This is a genomic window from Bacillus sp. OK048 (assembly GCF_900103525.1).
GTDB lineage: Bacteria > Bacillota > Bacilli > Bacillales > Cytobacillaceae > Neobacillus.
The window spans coordinates 257,831-283,756 of record NZ_FNHN01000006.1 but is presented as its reverse complement, the minus strand read 5'-3'; the positions used below and the strand labels follow the sequence as shown (position 1 = coordinate 283,756).

General features: G+C 40.5%; 26 protein-coding genes, 1 pseudogene and 1 riboswitch. All 27 genes and pseudogenes read right to left on the bottom strand.

Annotated elements, in window-relative coordinates; all coding sequences use genetic code 11:
• Nucleotides 1-36: 36 nt before the first annotated feature.
• Nucleotides 37-906, bottom strand: coding sequence for a MinD/ParA family protein (locus tag BLR86_RS13425; protein WP_090762213.1), 870 nt, complete (start codon nt 904-906; stop codon nt 37-39).
• Nucleotides 866-1,993 carry a flagellar biosynthesis GTPase FlhF gene (gene flhF, locus BLR86_RS13420; RefSeq protein ID WP_090762211.1) on the bottom strand — a complete coding sequence of 376 codons (1,128 nt, stop codon included), beginning with the start codon at nt 1,991-1,993 and terminating at the stop codon, nt 866-868. Before flhF ends, BLR86_RS13425 begins: the two co-directional genes overlap by 41 nt.
• Entirely contained in the window at nt 1,990-4,020 is a 2,031-nt protein-coding gene (gene flhA / locus BLR86_RS13415) for a flagellar biosynthesis protein FlhA (protein ID WP_090762208.1), read from the bottom strand. Before flhA ends, flhF begins: the two co-directional genes overlap by 4 nt.
• A 13-nt stretch (nt 4,021-4,033) precedes the next feature.
• Entirely contained in the window at nt 4,034-5,119 is a 1,086-nt protein-coding gene (flhB, locus tag BLR86_RS13410) for a flagellar biosynthesis protein FlhB (RefSeq protein ID WP_090762206.1), read from the bottom strand.
• Nucleotides 5,120-5,893: a flagellar biosynthetic protein FliR gene (fliR, locus tag BLR86_RS13405; protein WP_090762204.1), complete on the bottom strand. Its 774-nt coding sequence runs from the start codon at nt 5,891-5,893 to the stop codon at nt 5,120-5,122.
• Nucleotides 5,894-5,897: 4 nt separating this feature from the next.
• Nucleotides 5,898-6,167, bottom strand: coding sequence for a flagellar biosynthesis protein FliQ (gene fliQ / locus BLR86_RS13400; protein WP_090762202.1), 270 nt, complete (start codon nt 6,165-6,167; stop codon nt 5,898-5,900).
• An 11-nt stretch (nt 6,168-6,178) separates the two neighbouring features.
• Nucleotides 6,179-6,931 carry a flagellar type III secretion system pore protein FliP gene (fliP, locus tag BLR86_RS13395; RefSeq protein ID WP_090762200.1) on the bottom strand — a complete coding sequence of 251 codons (753 nt, stop codon included), beginning with the start codon at nt 6,929-6,931 and terminating at the stop codon, nt 6,179-6,181.
• A complete protein-coding gene (locus BLR86_RS13390; protein WP_090762198.1) occupies nt 6,928-7,512 on the bottom strand; it encodes a flagellar biosynthetic protein FliO in 585 nt (194 codons plus the stop codon). Before BLR86_RS13390 ends, fliP begins: the two co-directional genes overlap by 4 nt.
• Before the next feature lie 14 nt (nt 7,513-7,526).
• Entirely contained in the window at nt 7,527-7,874 is a 348-nt protein-coding gene (gene fliN, locus BLR86_RS13385) for a flagellar motor switch protein FliN (protein ID WP_090762196.1), read from the bottom strand.
• A gap of 28 nt (nt 7,875-7,902) precedes the next feature.
• Nucleotides 7,903-8,349: a flagellar export protein FliJ gene (fliJ, locus tag BLR86_RS13380; protein ID WP_175492887.1), complete on the bottom strand. Its 447-nt coding sequence runs from the start codon at nt 8,347-8,349 to the stop codon at nt 7,903-7,905.
• Nucleotides 8,346-9,641, bottom strand: a complete 1,296-nt coding sequence (gene fliI, locus BLR86_RS13375) for a flagellar protein export ATPase FliI (protein ID WP_090762321.1) — start codon at nt 9,639-9,641, stop codon at nt 8,346-8,348. Before fliI ends, fliJ begins: the two co-directional genes overlap by 4 nt.
• A 25-nt stretch (nt 9,642-9,666) precedes the next feature.
• Nucleotides 9,667-10,413: a FliH/SctL family protein gene (locus BLR86_RS13370; protein ID WP_175492886.1), complete on the bottom strand. Its 747-nt coding sequence runs from the start codon at nt 10,411-10,413 to the stop codon at nt 9,667-9,669.
• Nucleotides 10,403-11,404, bottom strand: a complete 1,002-nt coding sequence (fliG, locus tag BLR86_RS13365; protein WP_090762190.1) for a flagellar motor switch protein FliG — start codon at nt 11,402-11,404, stop codon at nt 10,403-10,405. The genes BLR86_RS13370 and fliG overlap by 11 nt, the downstream gene beginning before the upstream one ends.
• 18 nt (nt 11,405-11,422) lie before the next feature.
• Nucleotides 11,423-13,009: a flagellar basal-body MS-ring/collar protein FliF gene (gene fliF / locus BLR86_RS13360; protein ID WP_090762188.1), complete on the bottom strand. Its 1,587-nt coding sequence runs from the start codon at nt 13,007-13,009 to the stop codon at nt 11,423-11,425.
• 31 nt (nt 13,010-13,040) lie between these two features.
• On the bottom strand, nt 13,041-13,337 hold the full coding sequence (gene fliE, locus BLR86_RS13355; RefSeq protein WP_090762186.1) for a flagellar hook-basal body complex protein FliE: 297 nt from the start codon (nt 13,335-13,337) through the stop codon (nt 13,041-13,043).
• A gap of 15 nt (nt 13,338-13,352) precedes the next feature.
• On the bottom strand, nt 13,353-13,787 hold the full coding sequence (gene flgC / locus BLR86_RS13350; protein WP_090762185.1) for a flagellar basal body rod protein FlgC: 435 nt from the start codon (nt 13,785-13,787) through the stop codon (nt 13,353-13,355).
• Between the two features lie 8 nt (nt 13,788-13,795).
• Nucleotides 13,796-14,179: a flagellar basal body rod protein FlgB gene (gene flgB, locus BLR86_RS13345; protein WP_090762183.1), complete on the bottom strand. Its 384-nt coding sequence runs from the start codon at nt 14,177-14,179 to the stop codon at nt 13,796-13,798.
• Between the two features lie 30 nt (nt 14,180-14,209).
• Nucleotides 14,210-14,572, bottom strand: a complete 363-nt coding sequence (fliS, locus tag BLR86_RS13340) for a flagellar export chaperone FliS (protein WP_090762182.1) — start codon at nt 14,570-14,572, stop codon at nt 14,210-14,212.
• Nucleotides 14,573-14,587: 15 nt separating this feature from the next.
• Nucleotides 14,588-14,947 carry a hypothetical protein gene (locus BLR86_RS13335; protein WP_090762180.1) on the bottom strand — a complete coding sequence of 120 codons (360 nt, stop codon included), beginning with the start codon at nt 14,945-14,947 and terminating at the stop codon, nt 14,588-14,590.
• Between the two features lie 22 nt (nt 14,948-14,969).
• A pseudogene (fliN, locus tag BLR86_RS13330) lies at nt 14,970-15,215 on the bottom strand (flagellar motor switch protein FliN); the annotation flags it as partial.
• A 121-nt stretch (nt 15,216-15,336) separates the two neighbouring features.
• Nucleotides 15,337-16,275, bottom strand: a complete 939-nt coding sequence (gene fliM / locus BLR86_RS13325) for a flagellar motor switch protein FliM (RefSeq protein WP_090762176.1) — start codon at nt 16,273-16,275, stop codon at nt 15,337-15,339.
• A gap of 121 nt (nt 16,276-16,396) precedes the next feature.
• Nucleotides 16,397-16,483, bottom strand: a riboswitch (cyclic di-GMP riboswitch).
• 185 nt (nt 16,484-16,668) lie between these two features.
• The gene (locus BLR86_RS13320) at nt 16,669-17,493 is read right to left on the bottom strand and encodes a flagellar hook-basal body complex protein (RefSeq protein ID WP_090762174.1); all 825 of its coding nucleotides are present in this window, start codon (nt 17,491-17,493) and stop codon (nt 16,669-16,671) included.
• Between the two features lie 16 nt (nt 17,494-17,509).
• On the bottom strand, nt 17,510-17,923 hold the full coding sequence (locus BLR86_RS13315) for a flagellar hook capping FlgD N-terminal domain-containing protein (RefSeq protein WP_175492885.1): 414 nt from the start codon (nt 17,921-17,923) through the stop codon (nt 17,510-17,512).
• Nucleotides 17,924-17,937: 14 nt separating this feature from the next.
• Entirely contained in the window at nt 17,938-19,008 is a 1,071-nt protein-coding gene (locus tag BLR86_RS13310; RefSeq protein WP_090762170.1) for a flagellar hook-length control protein FliK, read from the bottom strand.
• A 40-nt stretch (nt 19,009-19,048) separates the two neighbouring features.
• Complete coding sequence (locus tag BLR86_RS13305) at nt 19,049-19,729, bottom strand: glucosaminidase domain-containing protein (RefSeq protein WP_090762168.1); 681 nt, start codon at nt 19,727-19,729, stop codon at nt 19,049-19,051.
• A gap of 3 nt (nt 19,730-19,732) precedes the next feature.
• Nucleotides 19,733-21,256 (bottom strand): flagellar filament capping protein FliD, encoded by a 1,524-nt coding sequence (gene fliD, locus BLR86_RS13300; protein ID WP_090762166.1) that lies wholly within the window; start codon nt 21,254-21,256, stop codon nt 19,733-19,735.
• A 216-nt stretch (nt 21,257-21,472) separates the two neighbouring features.
• Nucleotides 21,473-25,915: an OmpL47-type beta-barrel domain-containing protein gene (locus BLR86_RS13295; RefSeq protein ID WP_090762164.1), complete on the bottom strand. Its 4,443-nt coding sequence runs from the start codon at nt 25,913-25,915 to the stop codon at nt 21,473-21,475.
• Nucleotides 25,916-25,926 lie beyond the last annotated feature (11 nt).

The following is a 25,926-nucleotide window of genomic DNA, read 5'->3' as shown; positions in this document are numbered from 1 at the left end:
CATTGCTTCCTCTTGTCCTTTAAAATAAAACCACCATTATGACCTTAGCAATCTAGAAAAATTGCGAATAAACCCTTTAATCCCTTTGTGTTCTTGTGACACAGCAGTACCTGTTACAAATCTTTCCGCTAAATTTCTTAGCATCGTTGTCGCTTGAGCTCGTGGAAAGGCGATATAAAAAGGGACTTGTTTCAATACAGCCTGCGTGACGGCGGCATCATCTGGAATTGCTCCAAAAATCTTTATTTCTTTCTTTAAAAAAGATTGGACCGCCAGCTTGAATTTACTCGCTACCTCAATTCCTTCTTTTTGGCGCGACACCCGATTTACGACCAATTGAAACGATAATTCAGGATTTTGACTATGCAATATTTTCACAACCGAATATGCATCGGCTATTGAAGTCGGTTCAGGCGTTGTCAGGAGGATAATGTCATCCGCTGACAAATGACATTGCTGGGATTCAACGGTTAAACCTGCACCGGTATCGATCAGAATAATATCCGCATACCCATGTAATTTTTCTAACTCCTCAAAAAAATACTGCCTCTCCTCATCCTGTAAATGAAACAGTTGTTGGAATCCAGAACCTCCAGCAATATATTCCAGCCCATTCGGTCCTTTTTCTAGTACACTCCAAATGCTTTTCCGTTCACGAATCATATCCCATAAGTGATACTTTGGGGTCGTCCCCATTAAAATATCTAAGTTTGCCATGCCAATATCGAGATCGATCACGACTACTTTCTTTCCCAGCTCCATTAAACTAAGCGCGAAACTTAAGGTGAAGTTTGATTTCCCCACGCCGCCCTTACCGGAGGCAATCGTGACAACACGGGAAGTCCGTCCTTGGCTAACTAGTGAGTTAGATAATTGTCTTAATTGGTGTGCCTGATCCTGCTTCATTCTCATCTACTCCTAGTATCTTTTTTGCCAAAAAAAGGGGGTCTGTTTGCATAATATCCTGTGGAACTCCTTGTCCTAAACTCACATAGGTTAAAGGATACGGATAGTGATAGACCATATTAAGAGCCACACCGTAGCAGCTCGTTTCATCCCACTTTGTTAAAATAAGCTTATCGATTGGGACAGACTTCATCTGTTCAACGATCTTCCGCATATCTCTCCACCGGGTTGTCATACTTAGAACTAAATAATTTTCCTGTGGTGCATCGTAACGTAAATATTGATTGATTTCTTCAATATATTCTTCCTCTAGATAATTTCGGCCGGCACTATCCATAAAGATCATATGGCAGTCTTTCAATGCCTCCATCGATTTTTGCAAATCGTTTGGATTGGAAACTACTTCTAATGGGATATTCAAAATCCCAGCGTACGTTTTTAACTGCTCCACTGCTGCAATCCGGTATGTATCCGTCGTCAACAACCCAACCTTTTGCCTTTGTTGAAAAACGCGTGCTGCCGCTAACTTGGCAATCGTGGTCGTTTTACCTACGCCAGTAGGTCCTACTAAGGTAATCAGAAACGAACCAGATTCTGTATCTTTTGCTTTTCCTTCTTCAAAAAGCTGTTCAATAATCGCTAAGAAGCACTGCTCAATCTCTTTAGCAGATAGGTTTTGAATCTGCTTCAATTTTACTTTTTTTACTACATACTGAATCACTTCTTCGTCCACTTCTTGGTCTCGAAGGCGCTGTACCCACTTTTCCACTACGGTTGGGATTGTTTTCTGTTCATTCTTTACGATGGCACTAATTAATCCCTTTACCTCGGACAGCTCTTTCAGTACTTCATTTTGGGTGTCATTCACTGGTTTTCCGACTTCTAAAGCCAATTCCAAGCGAGGCGGTTTCTCGGCGAAATGATCGGCAGCCGCCACCACTTCCACCTGTTTTTTCCGAAATAGCCCGAGAAACCCTCCTGTTTTTATTGGTTTCGTATTTAAGATGAACGCTTCTTTCCCTAAATCGGCGAAGATCATCGGATAAGCTTCATTTACGTTTTTGACGACATAGGTTTTGATGATCATAGATTTACCACTCCAACACTCTGCACTTCGACATTTGGTTCCAGTTCGTTATAGGAAAGAATTGGAATATCCGCCAATGTCCGTTCCATCATTTGCCGTACATACATCCGAATCCCCGCTGAAGTTAAGATAATTGGTCGGATTCCTAGTTGAGACATCTGCTCAATTTTTTGCGAAAAGGAATGAATCATTTGGTTCGAAGATTCCGGGTCAATGGTAAGAACATCTCCTTGCTCTGTCCGTTGGATCGAGTCAGCTAATTTCTTTTCAATTCCTGCTCCGACTTGAATTGCGTGAACCACACCATTCCGTACATATTGGGACGTTAATTGCCGAGCTAAGGCTTGCCTTACATATTCCGTTAGGATGTCAGGATTTTTTGTATAGACCGAATAATCTGCGAGTGCTTCAAAGATTGAGGTAAGGCTTCTGATCGAAACATTCTCCTTTAACAGCTTTTGTAGCACTTTCTGAATATCACCAACAGAAAGGATATTCGGAATTAACTCCTCAACTAAGGATGGCTGGTTTTCTTTCACATGATTAATTAATTGTGTCGTTTCTTCACGCCCTAAAATTTCATGAGCAAATTTGCGAATCGTTTCTGAAAGATGAGTGCTGACAATCGAAGAAGGGTCGATGACGGTATAGCCAAATAGCTCTGCCTCGTCTTTCTTGTCCTCTGTAATCCATAACGCAGGCAGTCCAAATGTCGGCTCTACCGTTTCAATTCCATCGATTCCATGTTCTTCATCATTAGGATTTAGCATCAAGAAATGGTCTAATAAAATCTCACCCTTAGCTACTTCATTTCCTTTTACTTTTATCACGTACTCATTATGGTGGAGCTGGATATTATCACGAATGCGAATGACAGGAACCACTAATCCTAAATCCAGCGCAATTTGTCGGCGAATCGCAACAACCCGATCCAATAAATCTCCGCCTTGATTGACATCTGCAAGCATAATAAGACCAATCCCAAATTCGAATTCAATCGGATCTTCTCTCAGTAAGGCAAATACATTTTCTGGCTTGCGAACGGCTTCAATCTCTTGTTCCGTTTGCGTACTTTCAATCGCTTCCTCTTGTTTTGTGCGCTTCGTTTGAATAGAATACGCAGCAAAAGCGAGTAATCCAGCAATACCCCATGTAAGAAATATTCCAATTGGTGTTACGATACCGAGCAAGGCAATACATCCTGCTACAATATACAAAAGGCTCGGGTATGCGGACATTTGCTCCGTTAAATCATCACCAAGATTACCATCAGAAGCTGCTCTCGTTACCATAATCCCTGTTGCCGTCGAAATTAACAGTGCGGGGATCTGACTCACCAGTCCATCACCAACAGATAATAGTGTAAATGTATTGATAGCTTGTGAAAAATCCATTCCGTGCATCGTCATTCCAATGATAAATCCACCTATAACATTAATAATCAGAATAATAATGCCTGCGATCGCATCGCCTTTTACAAATTTACTTGCACCATCCATCGAACCGTAAAAGTCCGCTTCTCGTTCGACTTTGCTTCTTCTTAGACGTGCTTCCTGATCGTTGATCATCCCCGTATTTAAATCAGCATCAATGCTCATTTGTTTTCCAGGCATGGCATCTAACGTAAATCGGGCCGCCACTTCCGCTACCCGTTCTGAACCCTTAGTAATCACAATGAATTGAACAATCACCAGGATTAAAAAGACAATAAATCCTACAACCATATTCCCGCCAATGACAAAGTCACCAAACGTTTCAATAACTGCTCCGGCCTTTGCTGTTGAAAGGATGATCCGTGTGCTGGATACATTCAAAGCAAGACGAAAGAGAGTTGTCAGCAAAAGAAGGGCAGGAAAGATTGAGAAATCTAGCGGTTCTTTGGTGTTCATGGTAATTAATAGAATCATAATCGAGATCGATAGATTAATAATTAGTAATATATCTAAAAGTACCGTCGGTAATGGGATGACCATCATCGCAACGATCATGATGACAGCGAGCAATACTCCGAGATTTTTTATACTCACAACACCACCTCCTCTACTTGCTTAAAGTCCCTTTAACTTTATAAACGTAAGCCAACACTTCCGCTACGGCTTTAAATAACTCTTCTGGAATTTCTTCTCCAATTTCAACATTTGCATATAATGTTCTGGCTAACGGTTTGTTCTCCATGATGACCACCCGATGCTCCTTCGCCACTTCCCTCATTTTAAGTGCTATATAATCAGCACCTTTTGCCACTACAACAGGCACCTTCGTTTTACCCGCCTCATAAGCGATCGCAACCGCAAAATGCGTTGGATTGGTAACCACTACCTGGGCTTTCGGAATTTCCTGCATCATCCGTGCACTTGAGATTTGACGTTGTTTTTCCTTAATTTTATGTTTAATTAACGGGTCACCCTCGGATTTTTTATGTTCATCTTTAATATCTTGCTTTGACATTCTTAGTTTTTTGGCATGATCAAATCGTTGATAAAAAAGATCCGCTACCGCAACCACGAGATAGACCGCAGAAATCGTCACTCCCAGTTTTACCGTAAGGGAACCGAGAAACGAAGCCATCCTTAACGGTTCCATTTGCGGCATTTTCAGCAACACCGATTTTTGCTGCCAAAGAAATATCCCCGTTACCGTTACAATGACCACTAGTTTTAAAATCGATTTAATCAACTCTACCAAGGTTCGTGCCGAAAAAAGACGTTTCGCCCCTTCAACCGGATTGATTTTTTTTAGGTCCATTTTGATGGCTTCAGCGGAAAATAGAAATCCAACCTGTGCTAACGCAGAGACAAAGGCACCCAGCCAGGCGGCTAAAATAATGGGACCCGCTATCATCACGCTATCTTTTAATAAAGTAAAGAATAATAATGAAGTCGATTGTTGTGTTACATCCACCACTAACCAATCCGAGAATCCTATCCGATACATATGTAAGAAGCGTTTGGCCATCTGCTCTCCATAAAATGATAAGAAAGAGAAAGAACATAACAGGACAATCGCATTCGATAAATCGGTACTTTTGGCTACCTGTCCTTTTTTCCTTGACTCTTGCTTTTTTTGCGGAGTAGCTTTTTCCGTTTTTTCAGCAAATAGCTGCAAATCTAATGTTAAATACATCATTTAAGCCCCTAGTATCTTCAACATTTGTTCGAAAGAGTCAATCATTATCTGAATCAGCTTTTCCAAAACCAGTAAAAAGACTGGAATGAAAACAAACAATACGATAAAATGAACGGCCATTTTAATCGGAATCCCGATTACAAATAGATTCATTTGCGGTACCGTCTTGGCTAATATTCCTAACGCAATATCTACTAAAAAGATTGTTGCAACAATGGGTGAAGCAATTAATATCGCAATCCAAAACATATCCTTCACAATCAATAGCGATAAGTGAACGAGATTTTCCGAAACACCTGAAGGCAGCCAGGAATCAACTGGAATCCAATCATAACTCGCCAGCACCCCTTTAATGAGGATATGATGACCGTCTATGGACAAAAAAAATAAAATGGCTACGATGTAGAAAAATCTTCCTGTAAGATTTTCCTGGATTCCGGTTTGGGGATTAAACATGGTCGCCATTGCAAAACCACTCTGCAAGTCAATAAAGCTACCAGCCAGCTGAACAGCATACAATAAAAGATTTGTAAGAAATCCTAAGCATAGACCTACAAGGACTTCTTTTAAAACAAGCAGAATAAAAGTAGAATCCATCTCAATCATCTGTTCAGGCCCAATCAAGCCAACCACTAGCAAACTAGTAAAAAAAGCACTCCCCCACTTGAATGGTGCCGGAATTTTCCGCTCCATCCATAACGGCGCGGTTACAAAGAAACACGTTAACCGAACAAACACTAACAAGAATATTGGCAAAAGGTTGAGAACACTCATGGCATTACCCTATGTAACGTGTAAGATTTGATAGGATATTCCTTGTATAATCCACAAGATGAGTAAGCATCCAAGGACCAAAAAACAGCAAACTAACAAAAACAGCAATAATTTTTGGGGCAAAGGCCAGTGTCTGTTCTTGGATCTGGGTAATCGCTTGGAAAATACTAATAGTTAATCCGACCGCCAAGGCAACTCCTAAAACCGGGGCCAAAACGAGGATCGTTAAATAGATTGAGCTTTGCGCAAGCCCCATAATGCTGTCTGGTGTCATAAAGTTACTCCTTATTTAAAGCTTACGAACAATGATTGTACAACCAAGTGCCATCCATCTACCAAAATAAAGAGAAGGATTTTAAAGGGCAGAGAAATGAGCGAGGGCGGTACCATCATCATTCCCATTGCCATTAGCACACTCGCTACAATCATGTCGATAATAATAAACGGGATAAAGATTAAAAATCCCATTTGGAAAGCTGTTTTGAGCTCACTAATGGCAAAGGCTGGAACCAATGCTGTTAGTGGAATATCTTCAATCGATTGGATATTCTTCGTGTTTCTGTATTCTAAAAAAAGCTTTAAATCACTTTCACGTGTTTGTTTAGCCATAAACTCTTTCATAGGAGAAACCGCTTCATCCAGAGCATCTTCTTGACTTATCTTTCCTTCTAGAAAGGGTTGAAGAGCCTGATTGTTCACTTCTTGAAAAGTAGGCCCCATGACAAAGAAGGTTAATATTATACTTAGTCCCATGATTACTTGTGTCGGCGGCATTTGCTGCGTGCCGAGTGCGGTTCGGACAAACGATAGTACAATTGCAATCCTCGTGAACGAGGTCATTAAAAGTAGGATACTTGGCGCAACCGATAGAATCGTAAGTAGGAGGAGTAACTTAATCGATAAAGCTGTACCTTCTAAATCTTCCGAGCCTCCCATATCAAAATGAATCCCTGGAATGGAAGCTGTGCCTACTTCAGCAAAAACCGGTTCTTGTCCTAAAAATAGAAGTAAAGGTGTAAGAAGGAGTAGTTTTTTCATTCAGTCTCCCCCTTTTTTTGTTGGTCAGCGTCGGATTTCACATCATTTAATTGCTTTGAGAGAAGTTCATCCCACTTCTCCTGTGATGTTTTCTTAAGCCCAGCTCCCCATTTTGATACCGTATCAATTGGCTTTTCTGCAATGGATTCGAGTAGCCTTCTTTGTTCTACACCCGGGGGAATGGTTCGAATGAGATTCACATCTTCCGCCACACCTAATAGATATAAGGTATCTCCCACCATCACCATTTGTAAGGACCGATTGTTTCCAAGAGAATGTCCGCCAAGAGCATGAAACGGCCCCCCTCCAGGATACATCTTCGTTTTCTTCGAAAGATATTTTAGTACGATAAAAAGAAGGAACAAGATTAATAGGAAAGATCCGATAAATTTTAACGCATACGGGACCACTGAGGCCTTTTCGAGTTCGGGACTTGCTTTTGTTTCCGGTTGATCTGCCGGTGATTCTTTTTCGAATTGTTCATACACCATTCCCTCTTTTGCTTCTACGACCGATAGCGGTAAAAGGGAAAACAGCAGACTAATCGTTAGTATTCTCATCCATTTTTTCCATGTACACACAAGACTGTCCCTCTTTACTTGATTTTTTTCTCTTTTTCCTGGTCGGAGATCACGTCAGTAATCCGGATAGCAAATTTGTCATCCATGACAACTACCTCACCAACAGCAATTGAATGTTTATTCACCAGTACATCCACGTATTCACCAGCTAGTTTATTTAAGCCAATAACCGAACCCTTTTGCAGCTGAAGAATTTCGCGAACCGTTTTCTTGGTTCTTCCCAGCTCAAAAGATACTTGAAGGGACACATCCGTTAATGACTGTATTTGTTGTTTTCCTTGAGCAACCGGTGCATGGTCTGGAAGTGGTGAAAACTGCACCGACTGAACTGCTCCAAAGAAACCGGTCTTCTGTTCCTTCACGTTAGTCCACTCCTTTCAAAAGAGAGTTTTAGATTGATAGACGTTGATGAAAATGGCGAATCGTAGCTATTTCATCCATCAAATCCTGCTCAATTTTCTTCTGTTTCTGGACATATTTCTCAAATGCTTTTTCACGCAAATGATTCCATGTTTTTTCATCTTTTTGCTTATCTAAGAGATCTAGCTTCTTATTAGCCATTTCTTTATCAATCAAATTGATCTGTTCTTCTAACTGGGACATTTGCTGGTTTATATACGTCAGATACTCATTTCGTTGTTGGATATCAGCAATGGAGGCCGTCCCTTTTCTTGTTTCCGCCTGTTGTAAAAATAGATTTCTTTTCTGTTCCAAGGACCGATGTTCTACCATAATCGCTTCCTTTTTCCTCCCGATTTCCCCCAACTCTAGTAAAGCTTGCTCTTTTTCCTTTTCTTTAAGGTTTAAAATGTGAATATATGGAAAATAAAAAGTCACAGTTGTCCCTCCTCCCCAAATTTAGTTAGCAGTTGTTCAATGGTAGATTCTATCGATGGGGATTCGTTTGTCCCTTGCTTCACAAATTGATCAATCCATTCCTTTACATCCACTGCCCGATCAATATCCCGATCCGTTCCTCTTTTGTAAGCCCCAATATGAATTAAATCCTCTGCATTTTGATAGACACTTTGATGCTGCTTTAGGATCTCCGCCGCTTGTAAATGTTCCCGCGTCACAATCTCACTCATCACACGGCTTACACTTGATAAAACATCGATTGCCGGATAAACCCCTTTTCGAGCAAGGTTCCGGTCTAAGACGATATGTCCATCCAAAATCCCGCGAACACTATCGGCTATCGGTTCATTCATATCGTCACCATCTACCAATACCGTATAAAATGCCGTAATACTTCCGTTTGCATTGGTTCCTGCCCTTTCCAATAATCGCGGTAGCAAAGCAAACACGGAGGGAGTATAGCCTTTTGTTGCTGGAGGTTCACCAATCGCCAAACCGATTTCTCTTTGTGCCATGGCATAACGGGTGACAGAATCCAGCATTAAATTAACATTCATCCCTTGGTCACGGAAAAACTCGGCAATGGCAGTAGCAATCATCGCTCCCTTGATTCGGATCAGCGCCGGTTGATCCGAAGTAGCTGCTACAACAACCGACTTTTTCAACCCTTCTTCACCTAAGTCGCGCTCAATGAAATCCAATACTTCCCGGCCACGTTCACCTATTAATCCGATGACATTGACATCTGCTTCTGTATTCCTGGCAATCATGCCAAGAAGGGTACTTTTCCCAACGCCGCTGCCTGCAAAGACCCCTACTCTTTGTCCTTTTCCAACGGTTAAAAGCCCGTCAATCGTCCGAACACCTACACTCAAGGGTTCTTTGATCCTCGGTCTAGTTAAGGGGTTCGGAGGGAGATTATCCGTCCCAGCCTCCAGAAGTCCAGCTGGAAGTAAACTCCCATCCATTGGGTTGCCAAGCCCATCCAACACTTTACCTAAAAGGTCCATTCCAACCTTAACGGTTAGCGGTTTTCCCGTCGATACAACATCGCAACCGGGGGCAATCGATTGAAGTTCTCCAAGTGGCATCAATAAAACTTTATGATTACGAAATCCTACCACTTCGGCTTTGATTGGATTCTGTTGCTGTGGGGAAAAGATGTGACAGATATCTCCTAGTTTCACATCGGGACCTTGAGATTCAATGGTTAACCCAATCACCTGTGTTACTTTTCCGTTCATTTTGATTGGATTAATCGTTTCTAGCATATCGAGATAGGATTTAATATTCCATTTACCCACGGGAATCCTCCTGTTGATGAGCAAGTAACACTTTTTTGATTTCACTTAGCTGGACATCAATTCTCGCATCCACACTGCCAGATGAAGTTCGAATAATACATCCCCCCTGCTGGATTGAATAATCAGGGAAAACCTTTATCTCTACTTGTCCGTTGTCGATGGCGAGTAATTGCTCTCTTTGCTTTTGAACAAAAGAGAAATCTTCGGGAGCCACACCAATTGAAATCGAGTCGGTCTCATACACGGACGACAGTGTTTGTTTAATAATATGAAGTAAAGCGTCAGGTTGAGTTTTCAATTCTTGTTGTATCACCTTTTTGGCAATTTCCATCGTCAATTCAATCACAAACGGGTCAGCCTCTTGAATAATAGCAGCTTTTTCTTGATATGCTTGCTCTAAAATATCGGCTGCTTTTTGCAAAAAAATTTGATTTTGTTCCTTTGCATGCTGATTGCCATCCTCGATCCCAAGCTGATAGCCTTCTTCATACCCCAGCCTTTTCTCTTCTTCCAACTGTGAACGAAAACGTTCCTCTTCCTTTGTCCGCCACTCGTTTAATTCTTGGTGTGCACGTTCCTTTTGCCGCGCTAACTCCAACTGTAGTTCTTCTTTCTGTAGATCAACAAATGGCTGCGGTGGCATATCTTCCATCAATATTTGCTCTTTTGTTGGAACACCGACAACTTTTTGTTCGGTTTTAGCTACGACGTTAAATGCTTTTACAAGCCTAGATGACACGATTCTCTTCCCCATTTCGAGAAATGATGATAACGCCGTCTTCCTCTAATTTCCGAATAACCGTTACGATCCGACCTTGGGCGTCTTCCACATCTTTCACACGAACTTGGTCATTAGAATTTAACAGTTCTTCAAGTCCCTCTTCACGACGTTTTGAAATGTTTCGGTAAACCGTATCTTTTACACCCTGTGTTGTCATCCTTAATGCTAGATACAGGTCGTTATTTTGGACATCCATTAGAATCCGCTGAATCGAGCGATTGTCAAGATAGGCAATATCATCGAACACAAACATCCTCTGTTTGATTTCATTGGCTAATTCAGGATCCTCATTTTCCAACGTTTCCAAAATATTTTTTTCTGTCCCTCGGTCCACGCTGCTTAAAATACTGACAATGGAGTCAATTCCTTTTTGTGACTCGTGTTTTTGCGAACTTGTCATTGTGAGCTTTTCTTGTAAAACCTGTTCAACTTGATGGATAATTTCCGGCGAGGCCGTGTCCATCATCGCAATCCGCTTCGCAATTTCAATTTGCCTTTCTGGTGGAAAGACTGAAAGCGTCGCTGCTGCCTTTTCTGCATCTAAGTATGATAGAACCAAGGCAACGGTTTGAGCATTTTCATATTGAAGTAGATGAAAAATTTGTGTTTGTTCGACCTGCTGAATAAACTGAAACGGTCTGTTATTGGTCCGATTGCCCATCCGTTTCAGTAAGCCTGCAGCTTTATCCGGACCAAAGGTGCGTTTTAATAACTCTGTTGCCGTATCAATTCCTCCATACGAAACGACGTTTGAGTCAACGGCCAACTGATGAAATTCCCTTATAATCTTCTCCTTTACATCTGAGGTAACCTTGCGCAAATCGGTAATTTCCTTTGTGATACTCTCTATTTCATTCTCTTCTAAATGTTTCATAATCGAAGCAGAAACATCCGGTCCGACGGAAAGCAATAATATTGCTGCCTTTTGTGTGTTTGTATACTGTTCCATCTAATCGCTCCCTTAACCCTAATCCCTTGAAAGCCAATTTCGCAGCAGTCCTACAAATTCTTCCGGCTGTTGCACTGCCATTTGCTCCACTTGCTTTTTAATGGCCACTTTTTCATCTTCCTTCAACTCAACAGGCTTAACCGGGGCTTCTTGATAAGTAGGAAATGGGTCTTCTTCTTCCTCTTTTGATTTTCTCCGGCGCACTAAAGTGAATAGAAGGATTAATAACACCAATCCACCTGCACCAATAAGGGCATATTTCCACCAAGCCCATGCTGGGAGAACACTGGATTCCTCCACTATTTTTGGCATTTCTGCTTTCCCGTTAAATTCCTGAGAGAATACGGTAATTCGTGATTGGATATCTTGATCGGTTAAAGCTGGATTTGAACTTAGCGCCGTTCGAACGACATTTGAAAGAATTTGTTGAATACTATCCCTTGTATCCTGTGTTAAGGATGCAGGTTTGTCTGGATTAGGGGGTTCTACACCGACATTGATGGTCAAATCCTCAATTTTATAAGGACTTTGAACGATTTCATTTGTAATTCGATTTACTTCATAGTTCACCCGTTTCTCTAATTCTTCTGAAGTATTTTCTTGCGATGGGTTGGTACCTGCATATCCAGCAATATCCGTTTTTCCCGTACCGTCCACACCAGCAGCCGTATCTTTTCCACTGTATTTTTTCGAAATCTCTTCGACACTGACGGCAATACCCTCATTTTCAGCGGCTGGTTCTACTAAATCCTCTCGTGTTTTCACCTGATCAAAATTGAGGCGTACAAAGGCTTGTACGAGAACTTTGTTATGACCCATAATAGTTCCGAGCATCTGTTGCAGGTCTTTTTGAATATCTGCTTCAATGTCTTTCTGAATCTTCCTTTGCTGGTCATAGTTATCTGATGCGCCAGTCATTTGTTCCGGCAGATCCAATCCTTGCCCTCCCTGGTCCGTCATCACAATATTTTCTTTAGGCAGGTTCGGTACACTTTTTGAAATTAAATGATATAAAACCTGAATTTCCTTTGGTTCTAATTCATAGCCCGGTTCCAGTTCAATGACTGCGGAGGCTGAGGCTTTCTCCTTCTCATCTGGCTGCACAAATAGGCTCGTTTGAGGAGTTGTAATCACGACAGCAGCATTTTTCACCCCTTCGACATGCCGCAGCAGGTCGGCCACTTCTCCTTGAAGCGCCTCTTTTTCCATCGCATCCAACTGACGATCCGTTGCCCCAAACTGCAAACCCTTTGTCATATCAAAAAAACTGATCGTGCCTGTTTTGGGAAGACCTTTGGAGGCCAATGAAACCAATAAATCATCTACATCTTGCTGTGGCACTAGAATCGTTGTCCCGTTACGATCCAGTTTATAATCGGTAAAACCTTCTTGATCCAGTACCGCTTTGATATCACCAATCTCCTTTTGACTCATCTCCGTAGTGAATAATGGGACATAAGTGGATCTTGATAGAAAAAAGATAGAGAGAGACAAAACTACGATGATGGCGATAAAAGTACCAATAAATAGAAACTTTCTTTTTTTACTGATTGAATTCCAAAAATCTAAGTATTTTTCTTTAAAGTCACGTATTTGTTGATTCATGCTCACTCCACTATTTCATCGGTATATTTTACTAGATTTGCATTCTCATCATTTCTTGATAGGCTTCAACCGCTTTGTCTCGTACTTGTGTCGTGAGAGATACGGCAATACTCGCTTTTTGTGCCGCAATGGTGACATCGTGTAAATTAATGGCTTCCCCTTTTGCCAGTGATAGGGACTTCGATTCAAAGTCTTTCACTGCACCATTTGCGTCCTGGATATACTGATTCAGCATCGCCCCAAAAGAGGGAGAGGAATCCGTCGTACTTTGAGGCTTATTAATCGTTGGTAAACTATTCGTAAACGCTTGAATAGTAGATATGTTCATTATCTATTTCCCACCTTATCTTCCAATCTCAAGGGCTTTCACCAGCATGGCTTTACCTGCATTAAACGCGGTTACATTGGCTTCGTAGGCACGTGACGCAGCCATTAAATCGACCATTTCCTTTGTTACATCTACATTCGGCATCATCACATAGCCTTGTTCATTGCTGTCAGGATTCGAGGGATCATAGACTGCCTGAAATGGGCTTGTATCTTCTACAATTTTATTTACTCGGACTCCAGAGAGTTCTCTCTGGAGAAGATCTGTAAAGGATGTGGTTTGGTTTGCGGCCACTTCCACCATTTTTCTGCGATATGGGACCCATTCTCCATTAACAAATTGCCCTCTAGTCGTGTTCGCATTCGCAAGATTAGAGGAAACAACATCTAACTTTAATCGATTGGCGGTTAAGGCCGATCCGCTAATCGAAAGAGATTGAAATATCGACATTGTTCTAATCACCTCGCCCTAATCGCTGTTTTTAGTAAATTAAACTCTTCATTCAAGCCATATGTTAACGATTGATACCAAATCGTATTTTCACTTAACTTCGCCATTTCATAATCTAAATCCACACCATTACCGCTATTTTGAAAAACCGCGTTTCCCTGTTCAAGCTTAGGAGAGGGAATTTGATCTGTTTCTCCGATCAGGACATGCTTTGCATTTGAGCGGTTCCCAATAAACTGGCTCTTTACTTCTTGCTGCAGCAATTCTTCAAAGGATACCTTCGTAGGTTTAAAATTAGGAGTATTAACATTGGCGATATTATTTGAAATGGATTTTTGACGTAAAGATGAGGCATCTAAAGCTCTCGACATAATCCCAATCATCTGATTCATTTTTTCACCCACTTTTATTAATCTTCTAAACTACAATGATTTCATTGCCTGTGCCCAAGTTGTTTTTAATTCCTGAAACATTCCTTCTATTTCCTTAAGAATCTCGATGTCTTTCGTGATATTCGCTTCGATCAATCTTTGTTTCATATAATCATAGAGAGAAAAAAGCGAGTTGGACGTTTCAATCTCCATGTTTAACGTCACCAGGAGCTCCGTAATAATTTCTTGTGTTTTCATAATCAAAGAATGTGCTTTTGCTGGATCCTTTTTCTCAATCGCAAGCTTTGCCTGGCTTAGAAACTTCACGCCGCCATTATAGAGCATGAGTGTCAGCTCTTCTGATTTTGCCATCATGATTTGATTTCTTTGGTAGATTTCATTTGGATTTATCATTTTTCGGCTCCTCTTTTACTTCTTACTGTCATAAAAAACTCCCTTTGAAACCGTGACCCGATCTTCATATTGACTTCTAAGGTATTGTTCATTATGTACGTAGCGAACATGATTGGACAGTCGCTTCATCGTTTGTTGCATTTGGTTTTGAATTTCCATTTCAAGAGCTGTAAGTTCCGTGAGCTGCATCTGTATGGTTTCATTAATGAGGACCATTCCAGCTTCCTCGTCCAATTTATTAATAGTAGAGATACAGACTTCCCTCTGTTCAATCAAAACGGGTACCTTTTCCTCTTCCCCTTGATGCAAAGCGGTCAATATCGCCTTCGAAAGTGTAAAATATTGCTTCAGCTGTGTTTCTTTTACCTCTATCATCTCTTCATCACCCTATTACCTGTCATAAAGGAGATTGGCAAATTTCCTTTATTCTTACTCCGAAATGCTCTTCAATCACCACAACTTCACCTTTTGCAATCAACTTGCCGTTCACATACACATCCACGGGTTCTCCCGCCATCTTGTCCAATTCGACAATCGACCCACTAGTTAATTCAAGAACTTCGCTTATTTTCTTTTTCGTTCTTCCCAACTCCACCACAATCTCTAAGGGAATATCCAGTAAGAGGTCCAAATTCATTTTTTCATTTAGGTCTTGTCCAACATCATCCGATTCTAATTCAGAAAACTGAAACGGTTCATTGACTGCACTCTGTTTGTTGTTTCCAAGAAGTGCATCCATTTCATCTTGTGTGAGATTCCCCTTTTCAATCATTTTTGCCTTCTCCTTCTATCAAGTGCTCAATTTTAATGGCAACTCTTGACTTCTTCGTTCCCGGGTGTGCTAAAAACTTCATTTCTTCATTTACCCTTACTTGCAAGGGCTCATCCACCAATTGGTTTAATTGAATGACATCATTTACATTTAAGCCCAGTATTTCTTCCATCGTAATCGTCGCTCGCCCTAACTCCGTAATAACAGGGACAATTAAATGCTCGATCCGATCTTGTAAATATTCACTTTCTTCCCTGTTTTTCACCCATTTTCCATGACCGTACCAATTATGGGAGGATAACTTTGGAATATAAGGCTCTAACAATATGTATGGAATACAAAGATGCATCGTTTCTTCCACTTTTCCAACTGTTAGTTGAAAAGCGATGACGATGACCGTCTCCGTCGGGATTCCCAATTGCAAAAATTGGGGATTTGTTTCCATGTTTACATACTTGAGCGGGAGCACCATAATATCACTCCAGGCCTTCTGCAGGATTTGAACGACTCCCTCCAATAGACGCTTAAATACGTTTGCCTCAATAGGAGTTAAGGAAGACCGTCCCCATCCCTCTGCCGTTCCTTTGCCTCCTAAAAGTCGATCAATCATCACAAAAGCCATTTCAGGATTTAAATCCATCGCCATTCGAATTCCTTGTTCACCTGATTCAAATACACTTAAAATGGTGGAGTCCGGCAGCTTGTTAATAAATTCTTCATACAGCATTTGTTCAACAGTAGTAACTTCCACTTGGACAAACGAGCGTAACTCAGATGAAATTAAGGATGCAAGCTGATAAGCAAAGTTTTCATGGATTCTCGTCAGCACCCGTACCTGCTCCATCGATAACCGCAATGCTTTTTTAAAATCATATACTTTCAAATTGGTAGAGGTACCACCAATTTGGGAATTTGAAACACGATAGTCCATTCAATCACACCTCTTATTCCAAAATGAATGTTAAAAAAAACCAACAAAAAAAGACGAGACTACTCCGAAGAAATAGTCTCGTCCATAGATAAATAAACTAATAGATTAGGACAATCTAAATTTCGGTAACTGGCTGGCATATTGTTTTCACAATTTAGCCCCTATAGCTTTGCGTCTCTGAGTTTCCTCAGATTTGCCTTTTTCGTTTTTTTTAAAATTTAGTACAAAAAAAATCATAACATTACAATTATTAATTTTCAAATATTTTTTGTAGAATACCCCCACAAAATGGTGAATTATATCGAATGTTTACGAAACTTTAACATTATGTCTATATATATTGAAAAATATGTAAAAAAAGAGAGAATACCGCGATTGATATTCTCTCTTTTTTTATCTTTTTAGATTTACTAATTCTTCTAATATCGAATCGGAAACAGTAATGATTTTTGCATTTGCTTGAAACCCTCTTTGAGCAGTAATCATCTCAGTTAGTTCTTCGGATAAATCGACATTGGACATCTCAAGTGCCCCTGAGATAATTTGTCCATTACTTCCCTCTGTAAGGAGTGTGGCCATGGAGGCAGCATCTGCATTAGGTGTTAAAGTATAAAGCGACCCACCAGCTTTTAATAATCCCTTTGGATTATCAACTGCTATCGTTCCAATTTTAAAACCGGAATCTTCACTGGTCCCATCTGGGTTTACACCAATAATGCGGCCATTTGTATCAATGGAGAACGTAATGTATTTGTCAGGGACGTTAATGGGTTCCCCATCTTGGCCGACTACAAACATACCATTTTGATTGACTAAATTATTATTGCTGTCTAATGTGAAATTCCCAGCTCTTGTTAAAAACTGCTTCTGGGCAGCATCTTCAACCACAAAAAATGCGTCACCATCAAGATAGAGATCTGTGCCGATATTTGTTGTTGTTGGACTCCCCGGTGTATGCAGAGTATCAATGCTTCCAATCCTTGTTCCCAAGCCAACCTGAATCGGATTCGTTCCACCCGATAATGGAAGTGGATTCGGACCTAGGGTTTGTGTTGGACCTGTTGCGCCCTTAACTGTCTGACTAAAAATATCTTCAAATACAACCCGACCTTTTTTAAAACCTACTGTATTAACGTTTGCGATATTGTTACCAATGACATCTAATTTTGTTTGAAAACCTTTTAATCCGGATACCCCTGAATTTAATGAACGAAGCATGTGTTTGTTCCTCCTCTTATTGATTCATTTCCATTGAATGGATAGAACTTGATAAAATTTCTTGGTCACCGATTTTATAGTAAACTTGATTATTCTTGTAATTAATCCCTGTAACCGTACCGCTCTCTTCCACATTGGTTTCTGGATTTGTCCAGGTTACCTTATTCCCAAGAACATATGAATATTGACTTAAATAATTGCTTGATTCCAAGTAGGACGTCAGCGAGTTATTCAAGTTTGAAAGCTGTTCTAATACGCTTAACTGTGCCATTTGCGCAACGAATTCCCCGTCTTTTTGCGGTTGTGTTGGGTCTTGGTTCTGAAGCTGCGTAACCAGTATTTTCAAAAACGCCTCTTTTCCCAGCTCCTGCTTTGGCTGGGTGCTCGTTGTTACTGCTGAGTAGGAATTAATCGTATTAATGGATGTCATCGTTTCTTCTCCCCTTACACGGTTGTATTGATTTGTGAAACCCATCCAGTGTCCGTTATGTAATCGCGGTACTCATCTTGTGTTTGCAGGTGTACTAGTTCACTGCGCTTTCGTGAATCCTGCTGTCCCTGCCTTGCTTGGGAATCACCCTTTTGCGAGAAAGTCCCCATGAAGTTTGTGTTGGTGATTTGCTGCGATATATCTAATTTTCCAACTTGTAGCCCCTGTGTTTCTAAAGCAGAGCGTAATGCCTGAACATGGGTTTCAAGCAACTCCTTCCCCATAGGGGTACTGGTAAGGAACTCGGCTGCAACCTGTCCATCCTGTATCGTTACTTTTACTTCGATCTTACCTAAATGCTTTGGCATCAGGGTAAATGTAGCCTCTAGTCCATCTTCTAATCCTGTTACATTTATCGATGTTTGTAAAAACTTTGTTATTTCTTGATCAAATTGGTCGGCATGTATGGTTTGAGTAGTAGGTATTACCTTCTCACTTGAGATAATCGGCTGATTCGTCGGCGCTGAATTGGTCATGGTAAAAACATCCGCTTGCGGATTTTTGACAGTTTGTTTCAAGTCGGGTAATTCTTTTTGTTTGAATTCCTCACTAGATACCAGCTTTTCCGTCTTTTGCGTCACGATATCCGTTTCATTAACCATCTCACCTGAAACTGGCTCAAGAATCAATGCTGCCTCTACCGGTTGCATTTCTCCTGTTTGTTTGCCAAACGTCACCAGGTTTTTTACCGTCGATTGGAACAATGGGTTATCTGCTGTTTGTTTCACCATCATCTCTATGTTGGGCTCAACTTGTGTCTGCTCAATTACCGACAATTTCTTTATTCCTTCTGGTTCGATAACAGAACCAGGTATTACATTTTGCACGAGAAAGGAGGGTTGGACAAATGGGTTCATGAATCCAAAAGGCTCCGTCTCTTGTCCCTCTTGTTCCTCTTGCTGACCTTGGACTTGGCCGATTAGCTGTAGCAACGCCTCAAAACCAGCAGCCTGTTCTCCCTCACTCGCTGCCATTTTGCCAGTTTGATTACTGCTTTTCATTTGTATTCCCGAAAGCTGGATCACGTTCTGCCACCTACTCTTTCCTTTGTATAAAAGGTACCCATTAAGCGAAATTACCCCCTGTTGTTAAGGTATCAAAGTAGCGCTGAACACCTGTTACCCAGTGATTATTAAGTTGAGTTGGGTCATTTGCCGCTCCGATTGGTGCATACTTGGCACCGATTTGAGCGATCGTTAATTTCCCTTTATCTAGATAGTTTTGACGGAGGTTACGGGCCATATCAAAAATGCTTTCTTCAATGGATGAATAAGATCTTAAACCGTTTTTCCCCATCATCCCTGCCACATTATATTTAAAGCGAGCTGCGTTAGATGTTCCATTACCCGTTTCATGGATAGAAATGGCCGCCAGAAGAGCGGGAGCAATGCCATACTTTTTACCAGCTTCTTCAAAAAGGTGACCTGTATTCTGCAACACCCCTTTTAGATGGGCATCAAGATTGTCGCTGCCCGTCGTTTTTGAAGTAAGGGTTACACTTTGTGAAACTCCAGCACCTGTCTGAGGGACAACCGAGCCCAAACTAGTCATAAGCAGGGATGAAATATCTAGATTACCGCTAGACTTCTGATTCAATTCAGTTTGCAACAATACTTGTTCTAGCAATTGCTCAAAGGAACTGCTAGTTAGACTTGATAGACTCGAAAGTTTACTATTCCCCAGGCGCGAAGTATCCATAATGGTTTTTTGAAGTAGCCAATTACTAGATAATCCTCCAATATTCATAGCCTACATACCTCCGCCCATTTGCTGTGATAGCCAAGAGCTTTGTGAATTAAGACGTGACATCGCTTGCTCCATTGCCGCAAATTGGCGATAATATTGTTCTTCTTTCCGTTGTAGCTTCACGGTTTGGCGGGTAATATCTATTTGCGTATTTGACAATAACTTCCCTATAATACTTTGATCATACTGGTTATTCCCGGTATAACCCGCTTTATTGGTCAATTCTTTAATCCCGTCCTGTAAAGTCTCAGAAATCCGATTAATAATCCCACTTGTTCCTTTACTAGAATCTCCAAGTTGTGAAAACAGTTTTTCAACTGCATCAGGGTCAGCTTGAATGGCCTCTTTTAATTTTGTTTCGTCCACATAAAGTTTCCCTTTGTCCTGATAGCTTCTAGATGAAATCCCGATGGACGAAAGGGAATTGTAGGAACTGCCATTATCGACAATAGAAGTCATCGCACTGCGCATTTTCGTAACCAACCCAGAGAGGATACTGTCACTGCGAACAAGACCGCTTTTCGCTTTTTCTTCCCAATTTTCAATTTGTTTCTCAGACATCTCACTTTTCTGTTCTTCCAAGAGAGGTTGGAAGTCCCTATAAACAGGATCACTTACCGCCTTGTTGATTTTTTCCAGCAGACCATTATATTGATCCACAAAATCTTTAATATTTTTAACGACTCCGTCCGTGTTTTGGGAAACCGTTACCGTGGTTGCACCAATGGTTGGACTTTTAAAGGAAAAACTTATTCCCATGATGGTCGCATGATTTGATGTTAAGGTTGTTATTTCATTTCCATTAAAAATGACATTGGCATTTTGTCCTGTAGCGACTAAATTTGTTGTATCAAGGCCCAATGTATTTTTTAAAAACGCCTGACTTTCAGGACTTGTATTCATACTTAGGTCAATTTCGCTACTGACCCCAGTTTCCTTTGTTTTTAATATAAATTGCTGTAGCGTTGGGTCATAAAAGGCTTGCAGCCCTAAGCTTTTCCCCGTACTATCCTTGGCACCGTTTATTTTTGCAACGACATCGTTGATTTTATCGGTTGTTTTAATATCAAGTGTTACCGTTTCATTGTTTACTTTCATTACAATGGAAGTATCCGCTGTTAATTGCCCTGCACCTTGAACAGAATTTCCAAGCGACTTCGTTGGGTCCAGACTTACTTTATCCCCAGCAAAAGTAGCTGAACTTGCCAATTGTTTTACTTCTACTGAATAGGTACCTGCTATGGAAGTGCCTGGAGCAGTGGCTGAAACGGAATTCTCTTGGCTAGAAGCAACATCAAACGTATTATACGTTTTTGATAGACTCATATTTAAAACCGTATTCGACCGAAACGCTAACAAATCCGCATTCCATTGCCGGTATGTATCACTTAACCATGTTTGCTTTTGTTGGTTTTGTTTCAGTTTATTAAGCGAGATACTCTCCGCATTCATCAGCTTTTTAACAATAGAGTCTGTATCCATTCCTGAAGCAAACCCTGTTAACCTAGTGATAGAGGAATAATTCACAGCTAATCACCCCATATAAGTATAATCTCTATAGTAGTATCGGCAGGTAGTAGGAAAAAGGAGAGGGTTTTTTTAAAAAAAGATGGGATTTCCTGATATAGTGGGGATATTTCCTGATAAAATGAATTTTTTCCTGATTTCTGTCAGACTCCTAGCAGTGCTTTTTCAACATGGAAAAAAGGCCTTAGGAATTCTAAGGCCTTCTTGAAAAATTACTTAAAAAAGTTTGAATAGATTAATTAACCAGTATGCGATGTTACCGTTAGCATGTTGTTGATTTTCCTTTTTTACAGAGACAGTTGTATAGCCAATTACGAGTTGATTGTTGGACATACCTTTGAATTCCACTTGAACTTCTTCATATTTACTACCTTTTCCTGAATTTCCTCCACCGATAACTTGCCAGTTGAAGTCACTGCGTTCAAAGAAAAACGTTCCCTTTTCTGCCTGTTTAGCAAGCCCTTTATTCTTGGAAATCGGTTTAATCCCATTTAAAGTGACTGTCGAAAGGTCAAAATTCGCTTTCATACCCTTTGGTAAAGTTACTTCAACTTTAAAAACACCATTGCTTTCATTGTCTTCATCATTATCATGCTTTTTATTGTTATTATCGTTTTTGTTGTTTTTGTTGTTTTTGTTGTATTTGTCATCATCATCATCATCATATTTTTTATTGTTATACTCGTGCTTGTTGCATTTGTTATCATCGTCATCTTTTCCCCCACCAGGATACACACGAATGGTAGCAGGAATATATCCAGCAATTGTCTTTTCTAGTGTTGTTGTCCATCCTGCTTGATCCGTCACCGTTACAATTACTTTGTAGCTTCCTGGATCCTTTAGTGTTACAACGTCACCTTTCTTATAGGTTTTTCCATTTAAGGTTATGGTTTCATGAACAATACCAGATAGAGCATCTGAAGCCGAATAACTAAGTTTTATCTTGCTTCCTTGTGTATATTCTTCATTCCCATTCCATGTAACAATAGGGGCTGTCTTATCTACTTTCACATCTACTGTTTTTGCATTCTCAATGTTACCAGCCTGATCAACACTGTAGAAAGATATTTTATTTATGCCTTCTTCGGATACCGTAAATGCTGTTCCTTCTACGAATTCTGAGCCATTAATAGAATAGAATGTTTTCGCTACACCGCTTAGGTCATCAGTTGCTGTTAATTGGACTGCTACTTCCCCTTGATTCCATTGGTCGGGAACATTTGATGTGGTTTCTGGAGCGGCACTGTCAATTTTCACTTCAACAGTTTTTGTTTCTTCAATATTTCCGGCGTTATCAACACTGTAGAACGATACTTTATTTACGCCTTCTTCGGAGACCGTAAATGCTGTTCCTTCTACAAATTCTGTGCCGTTAATAGAATAGAATGTTTTCGCTACTCCGCTTAGGTCGTCGGTTGCTGTTAATTGGACTGCTACTTCCCCTTGATTCCATTGGTCGGGAACATTTGATGTGGTTTCTGGAGCGGCACTGTCAATCTTTACTTCTACTGTTTTTACGTCTTCTACGTTGCCTGCGTTGTCTACGCTGTAGAATGATACTTCATTGACAGCTTCATCGGTTACCGTAAACGTTGTTCCCTCTACGAATTCTGAACCATTAATAGAATAGAAGGTTTTCGCTACTCCGCTTAGGTCGTCAGTTGCTGTTAATTGGATTGCTACTTCTCCTTGATTCCACTGGTCGGTAACATTTGATGTGGTTTCTGGAGCGGCAGTATCAATCTTCACTTCTACTGTTTTCACGTCTTCTACGTTGCCTGCTTTGTCTATGCTGTAGAATGATACTTCATTGACAGCTTCATCGGTTACCTTAAACGTTGTTCCTTCTACGAATTCTGAGTCATTAATAGAATAGAAGGTTTTCGCTACTCCGCTTAGGTCATCAGTTGCTGTTAATTCAACTGCTACTTCCCCTTGATTCCATTGGTCGGTAACATTTGATGTGGTTTCTGGAGCGGCAGTATCAATCTGCACTTTAACTGTTTTTACTTCTTCTACATTACCTGCAAAGTCCTCACTGTAGAAAGAGACTTCACTTATTCCTTGATTTACGGTAAACACGGTTCCTTCCACAAATTCCGAACCATTAATAGAATAGTAGGTGTTTGCCACACCACTTAAATCGTCGGTAGCCAATAATTCTACGGCTACTTCCCCTTGATTCCACTGGTCACCAATATTCGATGTCGTCACAGGAGCAGTCGCATCAACTTTCACTGAAACCGTTTTTACTTCCTCTATATTCCCTGCGTTGTCCACGCTGAAGAAGGAAACAGTATTCAGTCCTGGATCACTAACAAAAGCTGTTGCCCCTTTAACATATTCAGCACCATTTACGGAATAATAAGTGTCTTTAATTCCACTAAGATCATCCGTTGCCGATAGTTTTACCAAGAAGGAATGCTTTTGCCACTCATCAGTCACGTTCGAAGTTGTAACCGGTGGATTCTCATCAATTTTCACTTCCACTGTTTTCACTTCTTCTATATTGCCTACGTTATCGACACTATAGAATGAAACAGTTGAAACTCCAGCCTCACTAACAACAAAGCTTGTACCCTCTGCAAAATCTGAGCCGTTAATTGAATAGAATGTTTTCGCAACTCCACTTAAATCATCTGTTGCCGTTAATTCTACAGTAACAGCTTCTCGATTCCACTTATCCGCAACATTTGATACCGTTACAGGTGCAGTTGTATCTGATTGGTCGACATCAACTGTCACCTTGGTGGATTCGCTGGATTCTTTTCCTGTTGGAGAGACCGGAACGATTGTATACGTATGTTCACCTGGTTCCAAGCCCTTTAATGCTAATTCTGGATCACTAGTATTTCCGACAAACACTTGCTTTCCATCTACTTCTTCATAGACATTATAGGAATCAGCGTCTTTAACTGGATCCCAGCTAAGCACAACTTCGTCACCTTTAACTGATGCTTTTGGAGTCGTTGGAGCCTCTAATATCGGCTCTACATCGGCAGTCACTTGGTTTGAAAAAGGTGAATCTCCATACTTACTATGTGCGATTACCTCATAGGTGTAAGTACCATAAGGCATATTGTTAAACACAATACGGGTATTCGGTGTGTTTTGTACAAAAACTCGTTCTCCATCTACTACTTGATAAATATCGTAAGAAGTTGCATAGTCGACTACATCCCACCATAGAGCAATAGACTTGGCTTCCTGATTCACGTAAACTTGCACTTTTGGTGCCGATATTTTAGGATAAACAATGGTAGCTTCTATTCGAGAAGCCTTTGCTGATTCACCAAAGCGATCACTATAAGAGGTGATTTCATACACATAGTCACCTTCTGGTAAATTGTTAATCGCTGTATAGGTATTGTTAATGTCTGAAACAAATTTTCGCTCGCCATTTATAATTTGGTAGAGCTTATAGCTTTTTGCATATTCTGCTTTGGTCCATTTTAAATAAAGAGTATCTACATTTAAAACTGAGCCTGTAAAACCTTCTGGCTTTTGCATATCTGGATGAATCACTTGTTGCTCCAGCCTAGCTCCCAATGATTCACCAAAACGGTCACTATATGCAGTTACTTCATAAATATAGTTTCCTTTTTCCATATTGGGTAAACTCAGCTGCTGATACGTTGTCTGTTTTAGTAATACCCTTGATTCATCGATGATCTGATAAATCTTGTAATTCGTCGCATAATCTACTTTACTCCAGCTTAGGGCTCCATCATTTCCATTTGTAATCGATAAATTCAAATTCCCAGGAGCCTTTACATCTGGATGGATTAGACTAACCTCAATGCTGGCAGCCTTTTCTGATTCCTTAAATGTATAGCTGAAAGATGTCACTTCATATAAATGTTTTCCTTCTGGTACATTCGTTAGTGTCACATTTAAATTAGTCGTGGAAGTAACAAGGGTTCTCTTGTTATCTTCAACCTTATAAATATTATATTTATTCGCGTGATTAGAACGAGCCCAGCTTAAGGTCACGTCATTACCGTTTGCTATGGTATATGTCAGATTAGCAGGTGCCTCCATATCTGGATATACGATATCTAGCTCAACACGAGACGCTTGTTCTGATTCACCAAATATACTATTATAGGCTGTTACCTCATAGATATAATGCCCTTCAGGTAAGGTAGTAAAAGCATAAGCGGTCTTCTCGGTGGTAGTGACTAAGCTCCTGATTCCATCCACCACTCGATAGATTTTATAATAATGGACATAGCTTGCCGTGTCCCAACTTAATGTTACATCATAAAGTCTTTCTACCTTTGATTGAATATTACCTGGTGCTTGCATCTTTGGATAAATGATTTCAATAGAAACTGGTTGCGAGAGGGGTGATTCCGATCCATTTACAATGGACGATACAACGAATGAGTAGGTTCCCTCTTTTAAGGTGATAAACGCTTTGTTAGTAGTTGGTTGTGACGTCAGCGTTTTCGTATTACCGTCCATTCTATAGACTTTATATCCGGAGCTGTAAGGCACAGCATCCCATTCGATCACAGCACTGCCAGGATAACGTTCATAGATTTTTAGATTAGCAGGTGCCTGGACCTCTGCAGCCAACACACCGAAAATAGGAAAGAATAGTTGAACGATCAGTATGAAACTAACAATGATTGGGAGTGATTTAATTTTCCTCAAAAAAACTCCCT